The organism is Centipeda artemidis DSM 19719, assembly GCF_000426665.1.
Lineage (GTDB): Bacteria > Bacillota > Negativicutes > Selenomonadales > Selenomonadaceae > Centipeda > Centipeda artemidis.
This window is the reverse complement of the sequence record NZ_AUFU01000012.1, coordinates 16689-42367: the sequence shown is the minus strand read 5'-3', so window position 1 is coordinate 42367 and position 25679 is coordinate 16689. Positions and strand designations below refer to the sequence as shown.

25 protein-coding genes and 1 pseudogene are annotated in these 25679 nt (G+C 59.4%); 18 read left to right on the top strand and 8 right to left on the bottom strand.

Annotated elements, in window-relative coordinates:
- The first annotated feature begins 1 nt into the window (after position 1).
- Entirely contained in the window at positions 2-877 is an 876-nt protein-coding gene (locus K341_RS0107925) for an MTAP family purine nucleoside phosphorylase (protein ID WP_051217782.1), read from the top strand.
- 68 nt (positions 878-945) lie between these two features.
- Here K341_RS0107925 and K341_RS0107920 read toward each other — a convergent pair whose 3' ends face one another.
- The 4 genes from K341_RS0107920 to K341_RS0107905 are packed head-to-tail and all read right to left on the bottom strand — an operon-like array spanning position 946 to position 3695.
- Positions 946-1485, bottom strand: a complete 540-nt coding sequence (locus K341_RS0107920) for a 2-oxoacid:acceptor oxidoreductase family protein (protein WP_026762433.1) — start codon at positions 1483-1485, stop codon at positions 946-948.
- Position 1486: 1 nt separating this feature from the next.
- Positions 1487-2341, bottom strand: coding sequence for a thiamine pyrophosphate-dependent enzyme (locus K341_RS0107915; protein WP_026762432.1), 855 nt, complete (start codon positions 2339-2341; stop codon positions 1487-1489).
- On the bottom strand, positions 2338-3498 hold the full coding sequence (locus K341_RS0107910) for a 2-oxoacid:acceptor oxidoreductase subunit alpha (RefSeq protein WP_026762431.1): 1161 nt from the start codon (positions 3496-3498) through the stop codon (positions 2338-2340). Before K341_RS0107910 ends, K341_RS0107915 begins: the two co-directional genes overlap by 4 nt.
- On the bottom strand, positions 3495-3695 hold the full coding sequence (locus K341_RS0107905; RefSeq protein WP_009658625.1) for a 4Fe-4S binding protein: 201 nt from the start codon (positions 3693-3695) through the stop codon (positions 3495-3497). The genes K341_RS0107910 and K341_RS0107905 overlap by 4 nt, the downstream gene beginning before the upstream one ends.
- Positions 3696-3946: 251 nt before the next feature.
- Here K341_RS0107905 and K341_RS11695 point away from each other — a divergent pair.
- Together K341_RS11695 and K341_RS0107895 are read left to right on the top strand one after the other, a co-directional pair.
- Positions 3947-4398 (top strand): annotated as a pseudogene (locus tag K341_RS11695) (DUF3290 domain-containing protein).
- 1 nt (position 4399) lies between these two features.
- Positions 4400-5032, top strand: coding sequence for a DUF421 domain-containing protein (locus tag K341_RS0107895; protein ID WP_026762430.1), 633 nt, complete (start codon positions 4400-4402; stop codon positions 5030-5032).
- Between the two features lie 551 nt (positions 5033-5583).
- On the opposite strand, the gene K341_RS0107890 is transcribed toward K341_RS0107895, so the two are convergent.
- Together K341_RS0107890 and K341_RS0107885 are read right to left on the bottom strand one after the other, a co-directional pair.
- Complete coding sequence (locus K341_RS0107890) at positions 5584-8610, bottom strand: efflux RND transporter permease subunit (RefSeq protein WP_026762429.1); 3027 nt, start codon at positions 8608-8610, stop codon at positions 5584-5586.
- Positions 8607-9659, bottom strand: coding sequence for an efflux RND transporter periplasmic adaptor subunit (locus K341_RS0107885; protein ID WP_026762428.1), 1053 nt, complete (start codon positions 9657-9659; stop codon positions 8607-8609). Before K341_RS0107885 ends, K341_RS0107890 begins: the two co-directional genes overlap by 4 nt.
- A gap of 183 nt (positions 9660-9842) precedes the next feature.
- Here K341_RS0107885 and K341_RS0107880 point away from each other — a divergent pair, with 183 nt between their 5' ends.
- Together K341_RS0107880 and K341_RS0107875 are read left to right on the top strand one after the other, a co-directional pair.
- Positions 9843-10538 carry a class I SAM-dependent methyltransferase gene (locus tag K341_RS0107880; RefSeq protein ID WP_026762427.1) on the top strand — a complete coding sequence of 232 codons (696 nt, stop codon included), beginning with the start codon at positions 9843-9845 and terminating at the stop codon, positions 10536-10538.
- A gap of 25 nt (positions 10539-10563) precedes the next feature.
- Entirely contained in the window at positions 10564-11040 is a 477-nt protein-coding gene (locus K341_RS0107875; protein WP_037349521.1) for a DUF3887 domain-containing protein, read from the top strand.
- Positions 11041-11301: 261 nt separating this feature from the next.
- Here the strand turns inward: K341_RS0107875 and K341_RS0107870 are convergent, their stop codons facing one another.
- Positions 11302-12321 (bottom strand): hypothetical protein, encoded by a 1020-nt coding sequence (locus tag K341_RS0107870; protein WP_026762425.1) that lies wholly within the window; start codon positions 12319-12321, stop codon positions 11302-11304.
- 15 nt (positions 12322-12336) lie between these two features.
- Positions 12337-12753, bottom strand: coding sequence for a hypothetical protein (locus K341_RS0107865; protein ID WP_081657291.1), 417 nt, complete (start codon positions 12751-12753; stop codon positions 12337-12339).
- A 198-nt stretch (positions 12754-12951) separates the two neighbouring features.
- Here K341_RS0107865 and K341_RS0107860 point away from each other — a divergent pair, with 198 nt between their 5' ends.
- The 13 genes from K341_RS0107860 to K341_RS0107805 all read left to right on the top strand — a co-directional run bounded on the left by K341_RS0107860 (position 12952) and on the right by K341_RS0107805 (position 25672).
- Positions 12952-14478, top strand: coding sequence for an LPS-assembly protein LptD (locus K341_RS0107860; protein ID WP_026762423.1), 1527 nt, complete (start codon positions 12952-12954; stop codon positions 14476-14478).
- Between the two features lie 64 nt (positions 14479-14542).
- Complete coding sequence (gene rfaE2, locus K341_RS0107855; RefSeq protein ID WP_081657290.1) at positions 14543-15007, top strand: D-glycero-beta-D-manno-heptose 1-phosphate adenylyltransferase; 465 nt, start codon at positions 14543-14545, stop codon at positions 15005-15007.
- Entirely contained in the window at positions 15004-16029 is a 1026-nt protein-coding gene (gene waaC / locus K341_RS0107850) for a lipopolysaccharide heptosyltransferase I (protein WP_026762421.1), read from the top strand. The genes rfaE2 and waaC overlap by 4 nt, the downstream gene beginning before the upstream one ends.
- Positions 16030-16051: 22 nt before the next feature.
- Positions 16052-16795 (top strand): glycosyltransferase family 2 protein, encoded by a 744-nt coding sequence (locus K341_RS0107845; RefSeq protein WP_026762420.1) that lies wholly within the window; start codon positions 16052-16054, stop codon positions 16793-16795.
- A gap of 6 nt (positions 16796-16801) precedes the next feature.
- Positions 16802-17983, top strand: a complete 1182-nt coding sequence (locus K341_RS0107840) for a glycosyltransferase family 9 protein (RefSeq protein ID WP_026762419.1) — start codon at positions 16802-16804, stop codon at positions 17981-17983.
- Between the two features lie 75 nt (positions 17984-18058).
- Positions 18059-19354, top strand: coding sequence for an aspartate aminotransferase family protein (locus K341_RS0107835; RefSeq protein ID WP_026762418.1), 1296 nt, complete (start codon positions 18059-18061; stop codon positions 19352-19354).
- Positions 19355-19479: 125 nt separating this feature from the next.
- A complete protein-coding gene (locus K341_RS0107830) occupies positions 19480-19932 on the top strand; it encodes a GNAT family N-acetyltransferase (RefSeq protein WP_026762417.1) in 453 nt (150 codons plus the stop codon).
- Between the two features lie 55 nt (positions 19933-19987).
- On the top strand, positions 19988-21721 hold the full coding sequence (locus K341_RS0107825) for an RNA-binding domain-containing protein (RefSeq protein ID WP_026762416.1): 1734 nt from the start codon (positions 19988-19990) through the stop codon (positions 21719-21721).
- 19 nt (positions 21722-21740) lie between these two features.
- Entirely contained in the window at positions 21741-21899 is a 159-nt protein-coding gene (locus K341_RS12830) for a hypothetical protein (protein ID WP_156024923.1), read from the top strand.
- Positions 21900-21980: 81 nt separating this feature from the next.
- Positions 21981-22979 carry a D-glycero-beta-D-manno-heptose-7-phosphate kinase gene (rfaE1, locus tag K341_RS0107820; protein WP_009752665.1) on the top strand — a complete coding sequence of 333 codons (999 nt, stop codon included), beginning with the start codon at positions 21981-21983 and terminating at the stop codon, positions 22977-22979.
- Positions 22976-23950 carry an ADP-glyceromanno-heptose 6-epimerase gene (gene rfaD / locus K341_RS0107815; RefSeq protein WP_026762415.1) on the top strand — a complete coding sequence of 325 codons (975 nt, stop codon included), beginning with the start codon at positions 22976-22978 and terminating at the stop codon, positions 23948-23950. Before rfaE1 ends, rfaD begins: the two co-directional genes overlap by 4 nt.
- Positions 23937-24443 (top strand): D-glycero-alpha-D-manno-heptose-1,7-bisphosphate 7-phosphatase, encoded by a 507-nt coding sequence (locus K341_RS0107810; RefSeq protein WP_026762414.1) that lies wholly within the window; start codon positions 23937-23939, stop codon positions 24441-24443. Before rfaD ends, K341_RS0107810 begins: the two co-directional genes overlap by 14 nt.
- A 17-nt stretch (positions 24444-24460) precedes the next feature.
- Positions 24461-25672: an O-antigen ligase family protein gene (locus K341_RS0107805; RefSeq protein WP_026762413.1), complete on the top strand. Its 1212-nt coding sequence runs from the start codon at positions 24461-24463 to the stop codon at positions 25670-25672.
- Positions 25673-25679 lie beyond the last annotated feature (7 nt).

Below are 25679 nucleotides of genomic sequence, written 5' to 3'. Positions count from 1 at the left end.
GATGAGCGCAGAGACGGAGCGGGAGATACTGCCCGCAGAGGATGTGCCGCAGGCGGGGTATGCCGTGATCGGCGGGTCGGGGACGCTCTCGAGCGATTTTCCGCGCGCATCCGGGGCGGCGGATGTGGAGATCATCGCGGACGGGCTTGTTTTCGCAACGCCGTACGGGGAGAGCCCCGCGGTCCGCCTTTTTTCCGTGGCGGGGCGGCGCGTACTGACCTGTCGGATGCACGGCTGGCGCAGCGGCGTCACGCGCGCGGACGCGTCGCGCCAAGTATTTTGGGTACTGCGCGCGGCGGGCGTGCGGCGCATCCTCTCCGAGGGCGGCGTCGGCACGGTCAACCCCCTGCTCGACCCGCGCGATTTCCTCATCCCCGACGACTACATCGACCTCTCCATGCGCAAGGACGTCATGCTCGACGGGCGGTATCTCCTCGTCATGCGCGACGCGCTCTGCCGCGAGATGCGCGAGACGCTTGTCGCGGAGACGCGCAAACGCTACACGGGGCGCATCTTTGACCGCGGCATCTACGCCGTCACGGACGGGCGGCATTTCGAGAGCCCCGCCGAGATCGCCATGCTGCGCGGGCATGCCGACATCGTCGGACAGAGCCTTGCGCCCGAAGTCTACCTCGCGCGTGAGATCGGCGCGTGCTATGCGGGGCTGTATTTCGTCGTCAATTACGGCGAGGGCATCCGCCCGTGGTCGCACGATACACTCTCACAGATTTTCTATGACGATGCGCCCATGATCGGCGACATCCTCCTCTCAACGATCCGCAGCGTCCCCGACGACGCGCATACCTGCGAATGCCGCGCCCTGCGGAAAGAGACACTGCTTAAGGATGTTTACAATAAGGAATCTGATAAAGGATAAAGGCAACAAAACAAAGGGCTCCCCCACATTGCTGCTTATAGTGCAATGTGGAGGAGCCCTTTTAACGGTCAGGCCTTACTTTCTACCGCTGCCTCGTAGCCGAGTATGAGCGCCTGCATATTCTGCTCCACGGTATGCGGCGGGACGCGGTTTTTCACGGCGGCTTCGACGGCGGAGAGGGGGACGAGATCCGCGACACGCGTGATGGCGCCGAGGGCGACGATGTTCGCGAAGAGGGCTTTGCCAAGTTTTTCGATAGCGAGCGTGGTGATGGGGACGGAGACGATGTGCGCGGCGTGCGGCACATGAGGGACGAGCTCGCTGTCCACAATCAGGATACCGTCCGCGTCGTCGAGGTCGCCCGCGTATTTATCCGCCGCCGCCTGCGTCATGGCGAGCACGATGTCGGGGTGCTCCACGTGCGGGTGGTAGATGGCGGCATCGCTTACAATGACCTCGGAGCGGGACGCGCCGCCGCGTGCCTCGGGACCGTAGGACTGCGACTGCGCGACGTTCATACCGCACGCGGTTGCCGCCTCCGCAAAGATGATGGCGGCGGTGATGACGCCCTGTCCGCCCGAGCCGGAGAGACGAAGTTCTTTCTGCATGTCAAAGCCCTCCCGCGCGGCGCATGATCTCGGTATTTGCCGCGCCGTATTCCGCGCCTTCGCACGAATAAAGGAGACCGATGGGGAATTTGTCCGGCGTGCGTTTTTCGGGTGGAAGTTTGTCCCACGCGCTCTTCATGACGGCGTGGTCGCGCATCCACGAGAGCATCGCGGCGGGCGTACCCATCTTGTTCCGGCGTCCGTAGGCGGTGGGGCATTGGACGATCGCCTCAATGAGAGAGAACCCGTGACTCCCGAGACCGCCCGCAATCATCTGCGTGAGGTGTTTGACGTGGAACGCCGTCGAGCGCGCGACATAGGTCGCTCCCGCAGCCTCGGCAATGCGGCAGGCGTCGAGCACGCGGTCAACCGTGCCGTAGGGCGCGGTCGTCGTGGACATGCCCGTGGGCGTCGTCGGCGAGGTCTGCCCGCCCGTCATGCCGTAGATATTGTTGTTGAAAAGGACGACCGTCAGATCGACGTTGCGCCGACAGCCGTGCAGGAAATGATTGCCGCCGATGGCAGTACAATCGCCGTCTCCTGTAATGACAATGACATTCAGCTCGGGGCGCGCGAGCTTGATGCCCGTGGCAAAGGGAATGGCGCGCCCGTGCGCCGTATGCACCGTGTCAAAGTCCATGTAGCCCGACCCGCGCGAGGAACAGCCGATGCCGGAGACGATGACCGTGTTGTCCTGCGTGATGCCGTCCGCGCCCTCGATCGCCTCGGCGATGCATTTGAGCGCCGTACCGTTGCCGCAGCCGGGACACCAGAGGTGCGGCAGACGGTTTTGCCGGAAAAACTGCTCGTAGCCGCGGTCGATGTCCGCGTGCAGATTTGTATGCGTATCCGTCATGATGCCCGTCCCTCCTCACACATGCGCCGAATCTCCGCAAGAATCTCCTGCGGGGTGAAGTCCAGCATATTATATTTGAGGCAGGGTCGGACGGGTGTGCCGTGCGCCGCGCGCGTGACCTCATGCACGAGCTGACCGTAGTTCAGCTCTGCAACGAGGATTTTCTTCACGCGGTCGGCAAGTCTGCCGATCGCGGCATTTGCAAAGGGCCAAATCGTTTGGAGACGCAGGAAACCGACGGGAAGACCCTCCGCACGTGCCGCGCGGACAGCCTCGTAGGCGGTGCGTGCCGTGCCGCCGTAGCTGACGACGGCAAAGTCCGCGCCCTCCATAAAATGTTCTTCCACATGGATGATCTCCTCGCCCACGCGGTCGATTTTCTCATGCAGGCGGCGCAGCATGGTCTCGGTCACGGCGGGACTGCCCGAGGGGAAGCCTGTCTCGTCATGGAGAAGCCCCGTCACATGGATGCGATAGCCGTCGCCGAACCGTGCGACGTTGGGGACGAGGTCTTCGCCCACGGCGTACGGCTGGTAGCCTTCGGCGCGTGTCTTGGTCGGCAGGCGGCGCGGGTAGATGTCTAGCTCCTCAGGCGCGGGCAGGGTGACGTTCTCGCGCAGATGCCCGACGATCTCGTCCGTCAGCAGAATGACGGGCGAGCGGAACCGCTCCGCGTAGTTCACCGCCATGACCGCCATGTCGAACGACTCGCGGACGCTCCACGGCGAGAGCACGATGATCGGGTGATCCCCGTGCGTGCCCCAGCGCGTCTGCATCACGTCGCCCTGCGCGGGCGCGGTCGGCTGTCCCGTGGAGGGACCGACGCGCTGGACGTTGACGAGGACGCAGGGAATCTCCGCGCACGCGGCGTAGCCGATCAGCTCCTGTTTCAGCGAAAAGCCCGGGCCGCTCGTCGCGTCCATCACCTTAGCCCCTGCGAGCGACGCGCCGAGGATCGCGCCCATCGCGCCGATCTCATCCTCCATTTGGAGGAACGTGCCGCCGATTTTCGGCAGCAAGAGCGCCATCTGCTCCGCGATCTCCGTCGACGGCGTGATGGGGTAGCCCGCGAAGAAGGTCACCCCCGCCGCGACCGCGCCCTCGGCGACCGCCTCGTTGCCCTGCATCAGCCGGGCAGCGGATTTTATTTTGCTCATACGACTGCCCTCCGCTCCACGAATATCGCAAAGTCGGGACAGCGCATCTCGCACTGCCCGCACGCGATACAATCGTCGGGACGGACGGGCGTGATCTTGCCGAGGAGGCTCACCTCGAGCACCTTTTTCGGGCAGAATGCTGCGCAGATACCGCAGCCTTTGCACCTTTTTTCTTTGATAAACAGCTCACCCTTCATGGCGTTCAACTCCCGCCGGGATGCGGAACACATCCCACAATACACAGAACACATCTTCATCCCGCCGGCTATGCTGCCGTTTCTTCTTTGGATGATAGTCCTATTATAACAGAAAATACAGAAGAAAAGAAATAAAATGCATGAATACATGTCGTATTTCGGTCTGTGTATACGGGGCTATTGATGCATGGGCGGCGGCGTAGTAATCTATACGATCATTGAACTTTTGCAGAAATATCGGGAGGTAACACTTGCAGTTCTATACCTATGCCTATATCGTGCAGCGCAGTCAGATCAGCGATGCCGTGCAGTATGCGCTTTCGTTTCTCGCGCTGGCGGCGCTGCTCTTTGTGATTTTCAAATATCTGTGCAGCCGGTTCGTCTCGCGCTACCGTGATCTCATCGTTATTCTGCTGCTCACCGTTTTATTTCTCGGCGGCGTTCAGTACAGGGCTATACGCAGACGAGGAGCGATCGGGAGCAGACATCGCGCATGGCGCTGTTCCTGCACCGCATCGCGGATGATCTCGGCGTCACGGTGAATGAGGTGCGGACGAACTCGACCAATCTGAAACAGAGGATGATCGTCAGCGTGCACGGGACATACTACACCGTGACGTTCAATGCGGATTTTACCTCGTTTCGCTATGATCGGACGCATCTGATGAGTCGGGATGTGCAGATCGTGGATAAGGAGGACTGACATGATCGTCTATTCGCTCGTACTCGTGAAGCTCGCGCTCGGACTCCTGTGTCTCATTCTGCAGATCAATCTGCTCGGCAAGGGGAACCTCGCGCCGAGCTCGGCGACGGATCAGGTGCAGAACTATGTGCTTGGCGGCATCATCGGCGGCGTGATCTACAACAACGACATCTCGGTGCTCGAATTCGTCCTCGAGCTCATCGCGTGGACGCTGCTCGTCCTGATTCTGAAATATCTAAAGTCCACAAGCAGCACGCTCAAGGCATTCGTGGACGGACGCCCCGCCGTCCTCATCGAGCGCGGCAAACTCAAGGTGGAGGAGTGCATGCGGCACGGTCTGCTTGCGCACGACATTCATCTGAAACTGCGCATGGCGGGCGTCTACTTCGTTAAGGATGTGAAGCGCGCCGTGCTCGAGCCGAACGGGCAGCTCACCGTCATCCAGTACGGCGAGCAAAATGCGCGCTATCCGCTCATCCTTGACGGGCAGATCGACGACGACGCCCTCGAACTCATCGATAAAGACCGCGTGTGGTTAAAGGGCGCACTGTGCGAGGCGGGATATGAGCTGAAGGATATTTATATTGGAGAGTATAAAGAGGGGGAACTAGTCTTCTACCCTTACGAAATGTAACGCGGGATTTTGGCGCATAGCTGTGTCACTGCGAAAAATCCTGCGGTCGACGTAGGCTCTGTCTACGCCTTTCCTTGGATTTTTCTAGTTCCTTGCTCTGCATCCAAACTTCCGCGTCACTTAGGGTGCGGTTATGATGCGGGATTTTTGCGCCCACCGTCGTTATATCGTCGAACGCTTCAGTCGACGTAGGTTTTTAACTACGACTCCTTCGCGTTCTCCTCATGCCTAGCTATGCATCGAAACTTCCGCGTCACTACGGTACAGTTTGATGTGGCGTGTACCACCGTTTTGTGAGGTGCAGCGAACGGGTGTCTTATCGACGCTGCGAAGCATAAAACCTGAAGGGCGGCGCGGCACATTGAGGAGCTAAAAAGGAGGGTGTGAGACTGCCGCTTTGCAGTCCGCAGGACTGTGCGGCGGAACGCACTAGATAATGACACCGCACTGCCGCGTCGTTTGCGCAGCAGCGAGAAAGATACACTGAGCCGCGAATAGAAATTAAAAAGCTATCGCATGAATTTTCTATGCGATAGCTTTTTGATTTCTCTTCACTTCACGCGATACGCGGCGGCATACATCACGGGGAGTACCAGCAGTGTCAGCACGGTGGCGACGATGAGTCCGCCCGCGATGGCGACCGCCATGGGACCCCAGAAGATGCTGCGCATGAGGGGCAGCATTCCGAGGATGGCGGCGGCTGCGGTGAGCATGATGGGGCGGAACCGCAGGACGGCGGAGTCGATGATGGCGTCCATGGGTCGCTCGCCCGCGTCCTCATGCTTTTTGATCTGATCGATGAGGATGACGGAGTTGCGGATGATCATGCCAAAGAGCGCGAGGATGCCGAGATACGCGACGAATCCAACGGCGGAGTCCGTGAGCAGCATCGCGAGCACGACGCCGATGAGCCCGAGCGGTGCGGTGAGGATGGTCAGCGTCATCTTGCCCATGCTGCCGACCTGTATCATGAGGAGCGTCATGATGATGAAAATCATGGCGGGCACGGGCTTTACGAGGTAGCTCATGGAGTCCGCGGAGTCCGCCAGCGCGCCCGCCGTCTCGATCGTCGTTCCCGCGGGGAGAGCATCGCGCAGCTCCTTCGTCGCGGCGAAAATGCGGCGTGCGGCGTCGTTGCCCTCGCCCTGCGTGACCTCCGCCTGTACGAGGATGGACGGGCGCAGGTTGAGGCGCTTGATGAATCCATCTTCCGCCTCGTAGGAAATATGCGCAATCTGCGCGAGCGGGATGTATCCGCCGGACGTGGCGACGGGGAGCTCCCCGAGCCGCTCGATATTCGTCCGATCTGGCTCTGCAAGCCGCAGAGCGATGCCGATCGTGCGGTCGCCCGTGTAGAACTCCGCTGCCTGAGCGCCCGAGAGCTCGGTGTAGAGCATCTGCTTGACAGCCTTGGCAGTGATGCCGAGACGTTTCAGTTTTTCCTTGTCAAAATCGATGCGGACAGCTTTCGTTTTCTCCGTCCAGTCGAGGTGTACGTTCGCGGTCGCGGAGTCGCTGCTCGCGATCGCAGCGACCTCCTCGGCAACGCGCCGTGCTTCGTCCGCGGTGGGGGCGGAGACGCGCAGCATGACGGGGAAGTTGGCAGGCGGCCCCGTCTGGATGTATTGCGTCGTGACGCGTGCGCCCGAGAGCTCGTCACGGCGTGCGTCTCCGATCAGCGCGGCAAGCTGCTCGCGTTCCGCCGTGCCCTTCGCCGTGATGACGAACTGCGCCGTGTTGTCGGCGTCCGCCTTCGGATCGACGGTGAGGACGAACCGCGGCGTAGACCTGCCGACGTAGTACGCGTAGTTTTCGATTTTGTCCATATGCGCGTCGAGGATCGCCGCAAGCCGATCCGACTCTGTCTGCGTCGCCTGCATGGACGCGCCTGCGGGCAGGGTTAGCCGGACGAGCAGTTCGGGGCGCAGGGACGGTGGGAAAAAGGTCTGCTTGATGTGCGGAAACGCCGCGAGGGATGCCGCGAATACGAGCGCCGTCCCCGCGAGCACAATGCCGCGATGCGCGAGGAATGCGGTCAGTACGCGGCGAAATAGGCGGTAGAAGCGGCTCGCATACGGATCGTGCGCGGCCGCTTCTTTTTTCACACGGATGAGGTAGTACCCGAGCAGCGGCGCGACCATGACGGAGACGATCCAGCTGAGGACGAGCGCGATGCCGATGACGGGGAAGAGCGCGGCGCAGAACTCGCTCGCGAGCCCCTTTGCAAAGGCGACGGGGATGAATCCCGCGCAGGTGATGAGCGTGCCCGTGAGCATCGGTTTTGCCGTTTGGGTAAAGGCGTAGCACGCGGCGTCGAAGCGATCCATGCCGCGCTCAAGCTGTACGCTCATCATCTCGACGGCGATGATCGCATCGTCTACGAGGAGACCGAGCGCGATGATGAGCGCGCCGAGGGAGACCTTGTGCAGGTCGATGCCGAGGATATACATCGCGACGAACGTGCCCGCGAGCACGAGCGGGATGCAGCACGCGACGACGAGCCCCGTGCGCAGTCCGAGCGAGAGGAAGCTGACGGCGAGCACGATGACGACGGCGAGCAGCAGCGTCTCGACGAAATCGTCAATGGAGTTCTGCACGACGGCGGGCTGGTTTGAGACCTCGCTGAGCTGTGCACCGAGCGGCAGGTTTGCACGGATCTCTGCGGTGAGTGCCGAGAGATTTTGCCCGAGTTCGAGGATATTGCCGCCGTCCGCCATGGAGACGGCGATGCCGATGGCGGGGGCACCGTTGTAGAACATCTTCGGATCGGCGGGATCAATGTCGCGCCGTTCGACTTTTGCGATGTCGCCGAGACGAAAGACGCGCCCGTTCGCGGCGATGGGCAGCGCGCGGATATCCTCGACGTTTTCAAAGACGCCCGAGGCGCGCAGGTAGACGTTGTCTGTCTCCGTCTCGATGCGCCCCGCCGTCATCATCGCATCCTGTCCCGCCAGAGCGTCCGTGATGACCTGCGGGCTGATGCCGAGCTGCGCGAGGCGGTCGAGCGCGATCTCGACGTAGACGCGCTCGTGCTGGACGCCGATGAGGACGACCTTTTGCACGCTCGGCACGGCGAGGATGCGGCGGCGGGCATCCTCCGCCATCGCGCGCAGCTCCTCATAGGAGTAGTCCGCGCCCGTGACGGCGTAGATCGAGCCGTAGACGTCGTCGAAGCGGTCATTGTAGTAGGGACCGAGCACGCCGTCCGGCAAATCGCGCTTTACGTCCTCGCCGAAGTTATGCACGTCGCGCCACGTCGGGCGAATCTGTGCCTTGTCCACCTCGGGGCGCAGCTCCAGATAGATGACGGTCTGCCCGGGGCGCGTCTCGCTCTTGATCTGCTTCATCCCCGGGACGTCTTGGAACCGGCGCTCGAGCTTGTCCGTGACCTGCTCCTGCATCTCCTCTGCCGTTGCGCCCGGCCATGCGGCGGAGACGACCATCTGGCGGATGGTGAACGCGGGATCCTCCATGCGCCCGAGCGACCGGTAGGCGAAGACGCCGCCGACGGCGAAGACGATGATGAAATACCAAACGAGGGAACGATGGCGCAGCGAGAGCTCAGTGAGATTCCTCATTGTGTGCGCACCGCCTCTCCCTCGTGCAGTTGGTGGACGCCCGCCGTCACGACGACGGCGCCTGCGGGGAGTCCCGTGACGACGACGTCGTTATCATGAAATGCCGTGACCGTGACCGTTTGGAGATGCACCGCGCCGTCCGCGACGATGTAAACGCCTGTCGTATTGCCCGTCTGATAGAGCGCGGAGAGCGGGATCACTGCGCCCGCCGCATCCGCCGCGGCGAGACGTACATGCGCCGTCATGCCGAGCGGCAGCTCCGCGGGAGCATTCGTGAGCGCGATGCGTGCAGTATAGGTGCCCGTCGCGGCATCGGCGACGGGGGCGATCTCGCGCACGGTGCCCGTATAGGCAATATCGTCTGCCCAGAGCGTCACGGCGGCGGGCATACCGACCGAGACATCCGATAGTCGGCTCTCCGGAACGGCGATCTCGATCTCGCGCGCGCCCTCCTGCGTGAGCGTCATGACCGTCTGCCCCGCGGCGACGACTTGACCCTCCTCGACCGTGATATTCGATATGACACCGTCCGCACCTGCAACGAGGTGTGTGTAGCCGAGCGCGTTGCTCGCCTCTGTGCTCTGCGCCGCCGCCTGACGATAGGCAGCTTCGGCGGCGTCCGCCTGTGCGCGGTACTGATCGAGCGCTGCCGCCGAGATCGCCTGTGCGGCGTAGAGCTCCTCATAGCGCGCGAGATTCGTGCGCGCGAGCTGCATCTGTGCGCGCGCCGAGGCAACGCCCGCATCCGCGGCGTTCGCCTTTTGCTGTACGTCGCGCGCGTCGATGACCATGAGCACATCGCCCGCGCGGACACGCGTCCCGACGTTCACGTTGCGCGAGAGAATCTGTCCGCCGACCTGAAAGGCGAGCTTTGTCTCGTATCGTCCGCGCACCGTGCCGGCATAGCCCGTGTCGCCTGTAGAAGAGGCATCGCCGACCGTGACCGTTCGCACGAGGGGAGGCGGCATTTCCTTTTCAGCAGTCGTGCCGCAGCCCGCCGCGGCAATCGCTGCTGCGAGAATAAGTACCGTATAGAAGTGCTGTTGCATATTCGTCTCCCTTCATCGATCTGTCAAGCGGTTCATCACATGTCCATCGGGTTCGAGGCTGTACGGAGAAAATAGAGTATATGCGAATTCTACCACCGAATCAGAACGCTGTCCATATCGTGAAGATTTGAACAGCCGCCATATTTATGGTACAATAACGAAATCGATAGGAGAAAGGATTTCATGATGGACGAGGAACAGCGGCGGTACGAAAAGATCCGCGGGGCGTACCGATCGGTTGGGCGGCTTGCGAATCTGTACGACGGCATGATGACGTACAGTACATGGTCGGGGAAATTCGTCTCACGGCTCGTGTGGGGGCTCGATCGCGCGGGTGTTGCGCGCTATGTGGGGCTCGCGCTGCGCGCGGCGTACGAGGGATTTGCGGGGCGGCTGCTCGAGGTGCCGGTCGGGACGGGCTGTCTCTCGCTTCCCGTTTACGCGGAACTCCCGGACGCCGACATCACTTGCCTCGACTACTCGCCCGCGATGCTCGCGGCGGCGCGGGCGCGGGCGGATGCACTCGGCGTGCGCAACGTCGCTTTCGTCGAGGGGGATGTCGGACAGCTGACGTTCGAGGATGATTTCTTCGACGCGGTGGTATCCATCAACGGCTTTCACGCGTTCCCGGACAAGGAGAGCGCATGGGCGGAGGTGCACCGCGTACTGCGTCCGGGCGGGCGGCTGACAGGCTCGGTGTTCATCCTGGGGAAGAACCCGCGGACGACGTTTGTCGTCACGCAGCTCTATCAGCGCATGGGATTTTTCACGCCGCCGTATGACACGGAGGAGAGTCTTACGATGCGTCTGCAAAAGCTCTACCGCGAGGTCTCCGTGGAGTGTGTGGAGTCGCTGGCATGTTTTTCTTGTGTGAAGTAAAATGTTTGGTTCAAAGGAGTAGATGATGATGAAATTTCGTCGTATCGTATGTGCGCTCTGCATGGGGCTGATGCTCGGCGGTACCGTTGCCGCACCTGCGGCGTTCGCCGAAGAAGCGCCGGCGGAACAGCAGCAGGCTGCACCCGAGGTTGTGCAGATGTCCATCGAGGAGAGCGGTGTCTTTACCGTGGCGAAGCTCGAGGAACAGATGAAGGCGACAATTGACCTCTTTGAAAAGGGCGACATTGCGGCGCTGCAGGCGAGCGCAACCGACCAGATGCGTTCGGGACTCACGGAGCAGCTCGTGAATGAAGCAAAAGCGGAGTTCGCGCCGAAATGGGGGGCGCGTGTGGCGTTCGGCAAGCCGTATATGGTTGCGCTGCGTCAAGGGGACGAGGTTATTGCAATCGGTGAGATCGCAGTCGGGTACAAGGCGACGGCGGTCGTCTATCGTCTCACTTATGACCGGAATATGAAGCTCGCGGGATTCTTTGTGAAGTAATTGCCGAACGGTGTGCGCACTGGTGGATAATCAAGTGTCATAAGCGAGGGCGTGGACGCTGTGTCCGCTATAAATAATCAATCAGATACAGTAAAACGGGACTGCTGCATTCTGGGCAGCAGTCCCGTTTTTTATGGAGATTTGTGTGTTGTGCCGCCTCGATAGGGGCGGCGATGCCTTACTCTTGAACTCGTTGCAGTGGGACAGCGTGTTCAAGGGCTAAGAAGATGGACGCTGCGGATGAAAATCCTATGATGCACCTTATGTCGCGTCATCATAGACACTGTCGTCATACCCCGCCGTATCATCTGCCGACGTACCCGACTGCGTTGATGCAGGAGGCTGGAACGAGGCGGCGCTGTCATAGGTGGTCTGTACACCGTAGAGCGTCGTCTCGCCCTTTGTCTGGATGTAGAATTCTGTTCCTGCGGGGAGGTCGACGTTTTTGCCGCGGACAAAAGCGCCCGCAACGATTCCGATGGGACCGAGCACAGCCATGCCCGCGAGCGATGCGCCTGCCGCCATCGCCAGATGCTGCATTTCCTTTTTCGCCTCTTCGCCGATGTAGGTTGTCACATAGGTGCCGTCGAGCGCCTTTGTGTTGTTAAAGTCAATCTCGACCTGTGCGTTGCGCCCGAAATTGCGTGACTGGCGTACCTTCGTCACCGTGCCCTCGCCGCGCGAACCTTTCGTAAAGACGAGTGTATCGTTGACGAATACGTCGTCCGCGACCTGGTACTCAATCGTGTCGCCCACCTTGAGGTTTTTTGCGTTGACGGGCGTGACGAGCGCAACCTTGATGAGCGTATTCGCCGGGACGGTCACGGGGACGACAGGAATATCCTTCGTGCCGAACGAAGCGGTGCTGAGTGCAGAGATGCGCTTCTTGAATGTGCCGTCCTCCGTTTTTCCGAGGAGTGACATCTCCATCTCGCCGATGCGTTCCTGCACGGAGCGCATACTCGTCTCGTGGCTGATGTTCCACTCGATCGCGTTGAGATCCATCAGCACGGACGGTACGGTGCCGGTCGTATAGATTTCCTCGTAGAGCGCGTCGATGCGCGCCATCAGGCTGCCCGAGCGGTGTTTGCCGTCGTAGTCGCGCTCAAGCCGGTTGATGCGGTCGATGAGTGCGCCCGTTTGTTCCTTGCCGTAGGTATCCTGCTCGATGAGCGCCAGTTTGGACTGTACCGCGTTCGGCGGTTCCGCTGCAAATGCCGTGCCCACAGACGTGAGTACGAGCACAAAGGTCAGCATGAGTGCGCAGATTTTTTCTCGCATGGATAGATCATCCTCCTACTTTGCCGTTTGTTTTTCTGCCGTCAGAAATTCCTCGATGAAGTCTACAATGCTCCGCATGGGCGAGCCGGGCGTATAGTGCTGCGGCGCGTCTATGCCGGGGACGGTGCGCAGGACTTCCTTCGTGTCGTAAATTTCCACCTGCGTGGAAAAAATGCGGTAGGTGCTCTGCGCGCGGTCAAAACGCATCCGATAGAGATAGCGCCGATTCTCCGCCGCCTTCACGACAGCAACGACGGCGTCGCGCTCCGCCTCCGACACGCGCACGATGGAGAGTGTATCCACATAGTAGCCCGTGTCACCGTCCGCATCGACGAACTGCATATCCTCTGCCGCCGCGCAGTGACCGAGTCCCATGAGGAACACGAGAGCGGCGAGCAGGAGTCCACGCACACTGTATCGCCGCATCCGCATCAACGCCTCCTTTGGGGGGATCCCCGATCCCACATTCGCTTTCATATCCGTTCCATTATAGAGGAAATCGCATAGCGCGTCAAATTTATCTTATCTGTGTATGGCGCCGCACTGCATCCCCCTTTTTGGTTGCGAAAATTCCGTTTATGATGTAGTATAGACGTGCAATTATTTTTGAAAAGACAGGAGAATGCGCCCATGACCACAGCCTTGCAAAAGCGTATCTTACTCGCGCTCACCGCCGCCTGTACATTATTTCCGCAGGCGGTCGAGGCGGCGTACAGTGCGGACGGCGAGACGGGGATGCAGCATTTGGACTTCATCGAGAACCGCCGCCGCGAAGCGCGTGCGAACGCACTCACGCCGGAGCAGGAGAAACTGCTCGCGGATGTCGAGGCGATGCGGAAATATCTGAGGCATCCTGTGGATGCTGCGCAGCCTTCGCCGATCGCCTTTGAGGGCGACGATCTCACCTACGATCAGAGTACGGGCGCGTTCACGGCGAAGGGGCATGTCGATATTGTGCAGCTCGCGGCGCGGCGGTTCCAAGGGGACTATGTGGAGGGGAATACAACCTCCGGAGACGTCTCTATTCCCGACCGCGCACATCTGCTCCAGCTCACCGAGGGCGCGGCGCGCGTTACGCTCGACGGCTATCACATCAACTACAATTATCAAAAGCGCACGGGGACGATGGACGAGGCGGCGGGCAAGGTCGGCGCCTACTATATGACCGGGAAGCGGTTTGAGTTTTACCCCGATAAAATTGTAGTCTACGACGGCACACAGACGAAGTGCAGCGCCCAGCATCCCGACTATCATTTGAGTGCGGACGTGGCAGAGCTGTATCCGGGGGAACGGCTCGTGCTCACAAATGTGAAGTTTTGGCTGAAGAATAAAGTGATCTTCACAAAGAAACGCCATGAGGTGGACGTTTCGCATCCCATACAGAGAAATTTCCCACGCGCGGGTTATGACAGCGACGACGGGGCGTGGGTGGAACAGACCTTTGAACAGACCGTTGCGCCGCGCGTGACGGCGGCGGTGAACCTCCACGTGACGACGAATCGAGGGTGGCGCACGCACTACGATCTCGGCTGGGAGAATGGGGGGGCGCGTGCACTCCTGACCTACGGCAACTATGAGGATAGTGACAGCGAGTGGATCAAAAAGGAACCTTCGCTCATTCTTGGTTATGGACAGCGCATCGGGAAGTCACCGATTCACTACAGCCTCAGTTCCGAGTACGGGCGCTGGTACGGCAGCGGCATCCACAGCAATCACTGGGTCTACGGCATCTCCGTTGCGCACGATACGATACCCTTTCACGGATTTGAGCTTGATCTTGCGGCGGGATATTCCATCACGCGCGAAAGCTACGATCATTCGCGTGTGCAGGGCATGAACGCGAGCGCGTTCCTTACAAAGGAGTTTAACGATCGCCTCGCTGCGTATGTCGGCTATCTTTATACCAAGAACACAAAGCAGAATGCGCTTTTTGCCTACGGTCAAGAGGACTATTCAAAGGTCTGGCAGGTCGGCATGAGCCTGCGGATTGATAAGCGTAACCGCATTGCCATCGGCGGTAAATATGCACAGGAGCCGCGGACGTGGACGGATGTCGATTACTACTGGTTCCATGACCTGCACTGTTCGCAGATCATTCTGCGTTGGCGGTCGAAGCAGAATTCGCTTAAAATTAAATGGGAGTTCACGCCGTGGTAAAAGACGCTGCGGGACTATGTGCCGCAGCGTCGTGCACTGCCGCGCGCAGAGAGGAGAGGTTGCCATGCTGATGCCGCGGGACGAGGTGCGTGCATATGCCGCGGCGCTGCGCGCGGCGGGGCAGCGCGTTGTCTTTACCAACGGCTGTTTTGACATCCTCCACGCGGGGCATGTGCGCTACCTCGCGGCGGCGCGGGCGTGCGGCGACTATCTGATCCTTGGACTCAACAGTGACGCGTCCGTGCGCCGGCTGAAGGGGGAGACGCGCCCTGTCAACGATGAGCATGACCGCGCGGAGGTCGTCGGCGCGCTGAAATCCGTGGACACAGTTGTGATCTTTGGCGAGGATACGGCGGAGGAACTCATCGCCGAGGTGCGCCCCGACGTCTATGTCAAGGGCGGGGACTATACGCGCGAGACACTGCCCGAGGCGCGCATCGTCGAAGGTTATGGCGGCGAGGTCGCGTTCATCCCGCTCGTGGCAGGGAAGTCCACGACGAATATCATCCGGCGGATGCAGGAATCGTGAACAGCGTCCTCATCGTCAAACTCAGCGCGATCGGAGACGTCGTTCATGCGCTCCCCGCGGCATACGCGATCAAGGAAACGTATCCCGCGGCGCACATCACGTGGGTCGTCGAGCCGCCCGCATATGACATCGTCCGCATGTGTCCCTCGGTGGACGAGGTGCTCGTCTTTCCGAAAAAGGAGTTGCGGACTTGGGTGGGCTTTCGGCGCGGCTTTCCGGCATTTCGCCGGCTTCTTCGGGTGCGGAGGTACGATGCGGCACTCGATCTGCAGGGGCTGTTTAAGTCGGCGGCGATCGCTTTTTTTGTGCGTGCAGATAAAAAGATCGGCACAGGCTTTATGCGCGAGGGGGCGTGGCTCGTCTCGCGCCCCGTGCGGGGGGCGCATAGCGGCGGGCACATCGTCGATCAGAATCTCGACGTCGCGCGCGCCCTTGGCTGTGCCGTGCGCGAGATTCGCTTCCCCCTGCAGATCCCGGAGGATGCCGCACGCGCTGCGGCGGAAAAGCGCGCGGCGGTCTGCGGCGGTGATCGTCCCTATGCTGTCCTGATCGTCGGGGCAAGCCGGGCGAATAAGATATGGCGGGCGGCACATTTTGCGCGTCTGGCGGGACTGCTCTGCACGGCGGGAATCACGCCGCTCCTCGTGGGGAGCGGCGCGGCAGACGAGCGGCGTGCCGACGAGATCGCGGCACTCTCGGAGGAAGCCCCGCCGTCGCTCGTCGGGCGGACGACGTTCCCCGAGCTTGCCGCGCTCCTGCGCGGCGCGTGCGTTGTGGTCGGCGGCGATACGGGGCCCACGCACCTCTCGGATGCGGTCGGTGCGCCGACGCTCATGCTCATGGGTTCGTGGCCGCCCGCGCGCAACGGGCTCTACCGGCAGAGAGAGAACGTCATCGAGATCGACCGCCCCTGTCGGCACTGCATGAAGCGCGTTTGCCCGCTCGGGCTCGACTGCCTTGATGTGATTACGCCGGAGCAGGTGATGGCGCGGGCGATGCCGCTCATTTCCGGCGATGCATGACCGAACCGGCAAGGAGGATTTTGTGAAAATCGCGGTGATTATTCTCACGCACAATGAGGAAGCCCATATCGGCGCGTGCATCCGGAGTGCGGCGTTCGCCGATGAGATCCTCGTGATTGATGATGAGAGCGAGGATCTGACGCGCGAGATCGCGGCAGAGGCGGGAGCGCGCGTTATTTCTCACCTGCTCGCGGGGGACTTTGCCGCACAGCGCAATTTTGCACTCACGCAGACGATGGCGGATTGGGTGCTCTATTTGGATGCGGACGAGCGCGTCAGTCCTGCGGCGGGGGAGACGATGCGCCGCATCGCGGAGGAGAACCCCAAGGCTGCCTATGAGATCAAGCGTGTCAATATCGCCTTTGGGCAGAAAATGCGTTACGGCGGGCATCGTCCCGATCTATGCCTGCGGTTTTTCCCGCGCGATGCCGTTCGCTGGGAGGGGCTTGTCCATGAGCGTGCCCGTACGGAGCTGCCCGTGCGGCGGCTTGCAGGCGAGCTTTACCACTACACATATACGAGCTGGGATCGCTATTTTCAAAAATTCAACCAATACACGATGCTGATGGCACAGCGTCAACATGCGGCGGGCAAGACCTGCTCGTTTGCAAAAGTGCTGCTCGATCCGCCGTTTGCGTTCTTTCGGTTTTACATCCTGCAGGGCGGCATCTTCGAAGGGCGGCTCGGTTTTGTCCTTGCCGCGTTCCACGCGTTTTACACGATGGCAAAATATGTGAAGCTGTATTATATGCAGGCAAAGGACTGAGGGCGCATGTACGAAAACATCCTCGTCATCAACCTCATGCACCTCGGCGACCTCATGCTCATGACGCCCGTCCTGCGCACGCTCCGGCACAATTACCCCGCCGCGCGCATCACCCTCCTCGCCGACCTTCTGCTCGCCGACATCGTGCGCGAGAACCGGCATATCGATCGCTGTCTCTTCATCGATAAAAAAGGGAAGGACGACAGCTTCCTCGGCATCCTCCGCTTTGCGATGAAGCTGCGGAAAGAAAAATACGATCTCGTCGTCAATCTCCACCGCAACGAACGCGCCTCGGCGCTCGCCGCACTCTCGGGTGGGCGGCGCATCGTCGGATATGCAAAGCCGGGCTTTGCCCTCGCATTTGACACCGTAAGCCCCGATCAAAATAAGATCATGCACGAGATCCACTCTCACTATGCAGCGCTGCGCGATGCGGGCGTCATCGGCACGATCGACGACGCAGGGCTCGAGATGTGGGTGCCGCCCGCAGCGGAGGAAGAGGCTGCGCGCCTGTGGGCGGCGGAGTTCGCCCCGGAGGATCAAGTCGTCGCGCTCAATATCGGTGCGAGCTGGCGGACGAAACGCTGGGAGTCCGGTTATTTCGCTGCCGTCGCCGACAGCTATCTCACACGCGGCTATCATGTCGCCGTGATGGGCGGCCCCATGGACGTCGAGATTGTAGACGCCTGTGTTGCGCAGATGCAGGAGCGGGCGCATCCGCATCTGCATCTCTTTACCGGGAAAGTAAAGCTCGGCACGCTCGCGGGGCTTCTGCGGCGGTGCGCCCTCTTTATCACGACGGACTCGGGCCCTATGCACGTCGGTGTCGCGATGAACGTCCCCGTCCTGTGCATGTTCGGCGCATCCCCCATCCCGGGCTTCTATCCCTACGATGCAAAGAGCATCTCCGTGCGCGCCCCCGTCCCGTGCCACCCCTGCCGCATCCACGAATGCCCGCTCACAGGCGACGAGCACATGATGTGCATGAAGCGGATGCCGCCCGAGCTGATTTTAACCTACGCCGACAAGCTCCTCGCCGAGACCGGCGGACGTCCCGCCTATGAACTTCCACGCCCCACACAGTTTGAAACGCGCGTCGCCGAGATGCAGGCGGACGGGCATTTCGCACTCTCCCCGCCGGGCGCCGCGGGACGCGTCGTAACATCATCCCTGCCGCAGAGCAGATAACCGTTGCCTAGATAAAGAAGGCTTTTCAAAAAGCCTCGGAAAAGATGAAGCAAAACAAAGGAGTCACTACAATATATGAGCGCAATTCTAAACCGCAAACTTGACCGATCCAACGAGCTTTGGGCAGAGGCGCAGGACACGATTCTCTCGGGCTGCCAGCTCTACAGCAAGGGGACGGAGACGCACATCAAGGGCGTCTCGCCGATCTATATCGATCGCGGCAAGGACGCGCACGTCTGGGACGTGGACGGCACGGAATACATCGATTACGACATGGGCATGGGTCCCGTCCTGCTCGGCTATCAATACAAGGCTGTCGACGATGCGGTCGTCGCGCAGCTGCGCCGCGGCATGGGCTACTCGCTCGTCGCGCCCGAGGAGGTCGAATACGCAAAACTGTGCGTAAAGCATATCCCGAGCGCGGGCAAGGTACGCTTCCTCAAGACAGGTTCCGGCGCGACGGAGGCGGCGGTGCGCATTGCGCGCGCCTACACCGGGCGGCGGCACGTCCTGCGCGGCAAATACCACGGCTGGCACGAATGGACGACGGCGGCGGAGCACGACCGGCAGGGCGGCGTCCTCCCGGAGTCGCACAGCTATATCCATAAATTTGACTACAACGACCTCGAACAGGTGCGGGACTATTTCAAAGCATATCCGGACGACATTGCCGCGGTCATCACCGAAGCCGTCGAACACGAGGCGCCGCAGGAGCATTATCTCGAAGATTTGAAAACGCTCTGCCATGAACACGGCGCGCTGCTCATCTTTGACGAGATCGTGAACGGCTTCCACTTCGGCATTGGCGGCGCGCAGGCGTATTTCAGCGTGACGCCCGATCTCTCCACATTTGGCAAGGCGATGGCGAACGGGATGCCGCTCGCGATGGTCGCAGGACGCAAAGACATCATGGAGGACGTCGATCCGAAGGTGTTCATCTCGACGACGTTCGGCGGCGAGTGTCTCTCCCTCGCGGCGGGCATCGCCGTGATGAAGGAACTCGAGTCCGGCGAGGTGACGAAGGCGATTTGGGCGAAGGGGAAGTACCTCCAAGATAATTTCCGCAAACTCGCCAAGGACATCGGCGTGCCGATCGACCTCATCGGCTACCCGTGCCGCATGAATTTTGACTACACGGACTACGAGGGGCGGCGCGACTGGCTCTATAACTCCATATTTATGCAGGAGAGCGTCAAGCGCGGCGTGCTGCTCGGATGGAACGTGTTCCCGTGCTACACGCATACCCGGGAGGATCTGGATTTCTCGCTCAACGTGTTCGAAGACGCGATGAAGGTCTACCGCACGGCGCTGAAGAGCGGGCATCCCGAGACCTACATGGAGGGGACGCCGCTCAAGATCGTCCTCGGCTAAAAATTTTTCGTCAATAAATACACCTGAAAAGAGCGCAGCTATATAACGAGCTGCGCTTTTGTGGTATAATAAAAAGACGATTTGCAAAGTTTATACGAAATCGAATGCTCCAATAGCGAAGGGCGGTGAAGACGATCGATACACTTTTTTTGCGGGAGGCAACCATGGCGGATGCCGCGCTCTTGTTTCAATGGCGTAACGATGGAACGTCACGGGAAATTCACAGCAAAAAGCTCGATGCGTCGACACACTTGCTGTGGGTGGAGGAGACGCTGCGCGATCCGGGCGCGGAGCTGTTCATCCTCATGCGGGGGGAGACCCCCATCGGGCGCATCCGCGTCAACCAAAGGGACGAGGGATTCGTCATCTCGTGCAGCATCGCCGCCGAATACCGCCGGCACGGCTACGGCGCGCGCATGGTCGCACTGCTCGAAGAGCATATGCGCACGCGCCACCCGCGCAGCGTCCTCGTCGCCTATGTGGAAAAGAAGAACGAAGCGTCGCGCCGCACATTCGAACGCCTCGGCTATCAGTGCATGGAGGAATACGAGTCCTATCGGTATACGAAGCAGCTCTGATGCGTTCATGCGGGGCAAAGTCACGAGAGCCGAGAAAAATTGAGGTGAACGGTACATGCGGAATGTGGAAGATCTCCTGCGCTATGGAGAAAGCTTGACACTCGAGTATAAAAAAGCGGAGCGCGGTCTTCCTCGGTCTATATGGGAGACCTATTCGGCGTTTGCCAATACGCGCGGCGGGACAATTGTGCTCGGCGTAGAGGAACAGCTTGACGCACCAATCGGAGAACGCACATATCACATTTGCGGCGTGCAGAATCCGGACAAGCTGATTGGCGATTTTTGGAATACGATCAACAGCAATAAGGTCAGTGTCAATATCCTTGTCGATGCGGATGTGACGACACAGGTGGTCGACGGGAAAACACTCGTCTGCATTGACGTCCCACAGGCGACGTATCTGCAGCGCCCCGTGTACCTCAATGAGAATGTACTCAAAAATACCTTTAAGCGCGGGTACGAGGGTGACTATCACTGCACCGAGGAAGAAATCAAGGCGATGCTCCGCGATGCGAGTGATGCAGGGAATGACGGTACACTCTTAGTCGGTTATACGATGGATGACATCGACCTTGATACGCTGACTGCGTATCGTATGGAGTTTGATATACGCAATCCGGGGCATGTTTGGAGCCCCTTATCCCATCGTGATTTTTTAATGAATCTTGGCGGCTATACGGTGGAGCGCCCTTCCGGGCGTGAGGGGCTGACGACGGCGGGGCTTCTTATGTTTGGAAAAGGTCTGCCGATCCGCGAGCGGTTTGATCATATCCGCATGGACTATATCGACGAGACAAACCGACTCCCGGGAAGCCGGTGGAGCGATCGCCTGACGTATGACGGCACATGGGAAAATAATCTGTATAATTTTCTCAAGCGGGTTATTCCAAAACTGATTGAGGACATCAAACGTCCCTTCCGCATGGAGGGGATTGTCCGCATTGACGATACGGCGGTACATCGTGCCGTCCGTGAGGCGTTTGTCAATCTGATCATCCACAGCGATTATTTGATCTCCGGGGTACTCAAAATTATCAAGAGAGATCGGGGCTTTTATTTTTCGAACCCTGGAAATCTGAAACTCCCGATCGATATGATTTATGGCGGCGGGCATTCAGCAACGCGAAACCCGCGGATGCAGACGATGCTTCGGATGATCGGCCTCGGGGATAATATCGGTTCGGGCTTTCCCACAATTCTATCGGCATGGGGCGAGGAGAACTGGCGCAAACCGGATCTCAGCGATAATCTTGACGTTCATATTGTGGAGCTGAAGCTTTGGACGATCTCAGCGATGCCGCAGGAGTGTACGGACTATTTGTACCAACTTTTTGGGGCGGCATATGGACGGCTTTCAGCGCATGAGCAGATTATCCTGGTGACAGCCTATTTGGAGGATGAGGTCAGTAACACGCAGCTGCAATCACTGCTCGATCTCCACCCGACCGACATCGGGAAGGTGTTGTATGGACTGACCAAGCGCAGCTTGCTGCTCATGAATCATAAGGGGCGTTGGACAACCTATCGTCTGAACAGAGAGTACCAACGCACGGAGACAATGCCGGAACCTGAAATTACCGTGTCCGAAGCGCTTGGACTCAATCCCACAGATCGGCTGATCTATGAGTATCTGTGTGAGAATGAGCTTATCACGAAAAAACAGATCAAAGAGATTACTAGAATCAAATCCGATGAAGGCGCTCGGACCGCGGTGTTAAGATTGATGAAAAAGGATTTGATTGAAAAGATGCGCAGAGGGCGGTTTGTGTACTATCGACGCAAGAAGTAAGAGTCCAAAAGTTAGGGTGTTGGGCAAAAAAGTTAGGATATTGAGCGAAAAAGTTGGTGTGTTGGGCGAAAAAGTTGGGGTATTGGGCGAAAAAGTTGGGGTGTTGAGCGAAAAAGTTGGGGTATTGAGCGAAAAAGTTGGGGTATCGGCACTTTGTAGGCAGTTGCACATTGCGTGAGGCTTGCAGTCCGGCGAAAGTTTCGGTACAATATACAACAATAGGACGAACACCCGAATCAGTGGAGATAGGAGCGGTTTCATGGACATGACCAAAATTCGTGCTGTCGTTGCGGAAAAGAGCGTGCGCAGCAACATTCTCGTTGTCGGCGATGTCATGCTGGATAAATATTATTCCGGCGAGGTCACGCGCATCTCGCCCGAGGCGCCCGTGCCGATCACGCATGTGACGGGGACGCGCGAGACGCTCGGCGGCGCGGCAAACGTGGCGCACAACATCGCGCTTCTCGGCGCGCACGTCAGCATCGCGGGCTTTGTCGGCGACGATGTGCACTGCAGGACGCTGCTCGAGAAATTCACCGCGCGCGGCATCGACTACACAGGGCTTGTCCGGACGAACCGCCCGACGACGACGAAGATTCGCGTCATCGGCGGACATCAGCAGATGCTGCGCCTTGATTTCGAGGATGCCAGCGCAGTGGACGGCGACTACATGAAGCAGTACCTTTCCTATATCGACGGCAAGCTGAACGAGAGCATGGACTGCGTGATCATCTCGGACTACGGCAAAGGCTCGTGCACCGAATTTGCGGCGCAGCATATCATCCGTGCCGCACACGATCACGGCGTTCCCGTCATCATCGATCCGAAGGGGACGCAGTGGGCGAAATATAAGGATGCCGACTACATCACGCCAAATCTGAAGGAAATCAACGAGGTGCTCCTCGAACCCATTGCGAACGAGGACTTTGACGTGGAAAAAGCGGCGCGTTACGTCATGCGCAAATTCAGCATTCGCAACCTCATCCTCACGCGATCGGAGAAAGGACTTTCCATTGTCCACGGCGACGAGGTTGCCCACATCCCGACGCACGCGCAGGAGGTGTTCGACGTATCGGGCGCGGGCGATACCGTGATTGCGGTCTTTGGACTCGCGCTTGCGGGCGGACTCAAGCCCGCGGACGGCGCATATCTCGCGAATCTCGCGGCGAGCGTCGTCGTTTCGAAGGTCGGAACGTATGCGGTCAGCAGAGAAGAGCTCCTCGCTGTGCTCGACCGTGAGGAAGGAGTGACGGCATGATCATCGTTACCGGCGGTGCCGGATTCATCGGCAGCAATCTGGTCCACGAGCTCAATCGGCGCGGACATACGGACATCCTCATCGTGGACGACCTGAAGGACGGCGAGAACTACAAGAACCTGCGCGGACTGCATTTCATCGACTATCGGCACAAGGACGACTTCCTCCGGCTCATTGAGGACGGTGAGTTCGACGGGACGGACATCGACGCCATCTTCCACGAGGGCGCGTGCTCGGACACGATGGAGTACGACGTCAACTACATGATGAAGGTCAACTACGCGTACTCTAAGGCGCTCCTCCACTTTGCCATGGCGGCACGCATCCCGTTCCTTTACGCCTCCTCAGCCTCGACTTACGGCGGGGGAAAGCACGGATTCACCGAGGGGGACGTGTGCGAGGATGCGCTCAATCCCTATGCGTATTCAAAACTCGCGTTTGACCGCTATGTGCGGCAGGTGATCCCCGAGGCGCGCAGTCAGATCGTCGGGCTGAAATACTTCAACGTCTACGGACCGCAGGAGCACCACAAAGGGAAGATGGCGTCGATCTTCTACCAGCTCTACAATCAGATCAAGGAAACGGGCGAGACGCGCCTTTTCCGCGGGACGGACGGCCTCGCGGACGGTGCGCAGCGGCGCGACTTCGTCTATGTGAAGGACGTCGTGCGCGTCAACCTGTGGTTCTGGGAAAACGGCGGCGAGAGCGGCGTCTACAACTGCGGCACAGGGACTGCACACACCTACAACGAAGCGGCGCGTGCCGTCATCGACGCACTCGGCACGGGCAAGATCGCCTATCGCGACTTCCCCGAGGTGCTGCGCGGCAAATATCAGAACTACACGCAGGCGGACACGACCGCGCTCCTCACCGCAGGCTATGACGGCGGATTTACCCCCATGGAGACGGCGGTGCGGGAGTATTGCGCGTTCCTCGACGGGGGCGGATATTTCTCCTATGCCGAAGAATAAGGCGATCTTTTTCGACCGTGACGGCACGCTCAACGTCGATGTCGACTACCTCCACGACCCTCTGGCGTTCGTGTGGACGGAGGGGGCGATCGATGCAGTGCGCTGGGCGAATGCGCACGGCTATCTCGCGATCGTCGTCACGAACCAGAGCGGCGTCGCGCGCGGCTATTTCCCCGAGCGCGACGTCACGCGCCTGCACGACTGGATGAATGCGGAGCTGCAAAAGTGCGGCGCACACATCGACGCGTTCTACTACTGCCCGCATCATCCGGAGGCAAAGATTCCCGCCTACCGGCAGGACTGTGACTGCCGCAAACCTGCGCCGGGGCTTCTCCTGCGCGCCCTGCGCGAGCACAACATCGATCCCGCCGCCTCCCTCATGATCGGCGACGCCCTGCGCGATATTTCCTGCGCGCAGCAGGCAGGTGTCCGCGGCGTGCTCTATACGGGCGGGGATTTATGCGAGGCGGTGCGGGGGGCGATCAATACTTGAATTCATAGAGAGCTGAAATGAGAGTGAGAGGGTTGTCTCTGAATCTGTCTGTGAGACGTGTTCATCAATGGGCGTTTTATTTGCTTTGTGGCTTTGGATTATGCAGTAATATCTCAATTGCAGGTGCCAATATATTCCTTGGTACACTCGTCGCTGTGTTGCTCTTGCGGCTATGGATCAAACACGATGATTGGCAGACGGCGCTGCCTGACGGCCGGATGAGAGTATCGCTGCTCATTCTCATGGGCGCGATTATCTTATCATCACTTTTTTCGAGCGATATATCGAAGAGTCTGAGGACGTTTGGCGACTACTATGGCTATCGCATGTTGGGGCTCTATGCCGTCCTTCTCATGATTCGAGAGAAAAGGCAGCTCGCAATCATTGCTGTGTGTGTCGCCATATCATTTGCGGTCAATGATTTGGCCGTGATATATCAAGGCATATTCCAAGGAAATTTTAGAGCGTCCGGATTCTCCATCTACATGTCGGTGGGCGGATTTCTATCGATGCTCCTTCCGTCCCTTGTATTGCTGCTGCTGAGCGGGCAAATGGATGAAAAATATCGTATTCCGGCGCGTATACTGCTCCTTCTCGGGTGCATCGCACTTCTTTATAATGGAACACGCGGAGCGTGGCTTGCAGTACCGATCGTGACGTTTTTATGCTGCGGGCTTTTGATGAAGCAGAAGAAGCGATTCGTTGCGGCCGCCGTCCTTGTCTGCATCCTTTTCGGGGGAATCTTTGCATCTGTGCCGATACTTTCCTCGCGGTTTGAAAGTATTGGTGATATGAATCTGCAGAGCAACGCAGAGCGGATTCGTCTATGGACGAGCGCCTATCATATGTTTGAGGATCACCCTGCTCTTGGGGTAGGCTTTGCGCAGTTCAAATCGGAATATCAAGGCGGCTATATTCTTCCCGAAGCAAAGGAACGTGAACTTACACATGCGCACAGCAATGTGATGCATATGCTTGCAGAGTGTGGGGCTGTCGGGCTTTTGGCGCTGCTCTTCTTTTGGGGCACATGGATTCTCCAAAGTGTTCGCATATGGAGCACAACGCATGAGATCGCGGCGCTTATTGCCGCGGCGGTGGTAATGGGGCTGATTCTGCAAGGGCTGACAGAGTACAACATGGGCAACTCTGCCGTCATGAAACTGCACTGGCTGCTGCTCGGGCTGTGCCTGCAGTGGGGGCGATTGGATGGAATCAAGCGGATACGATAGAATAGAG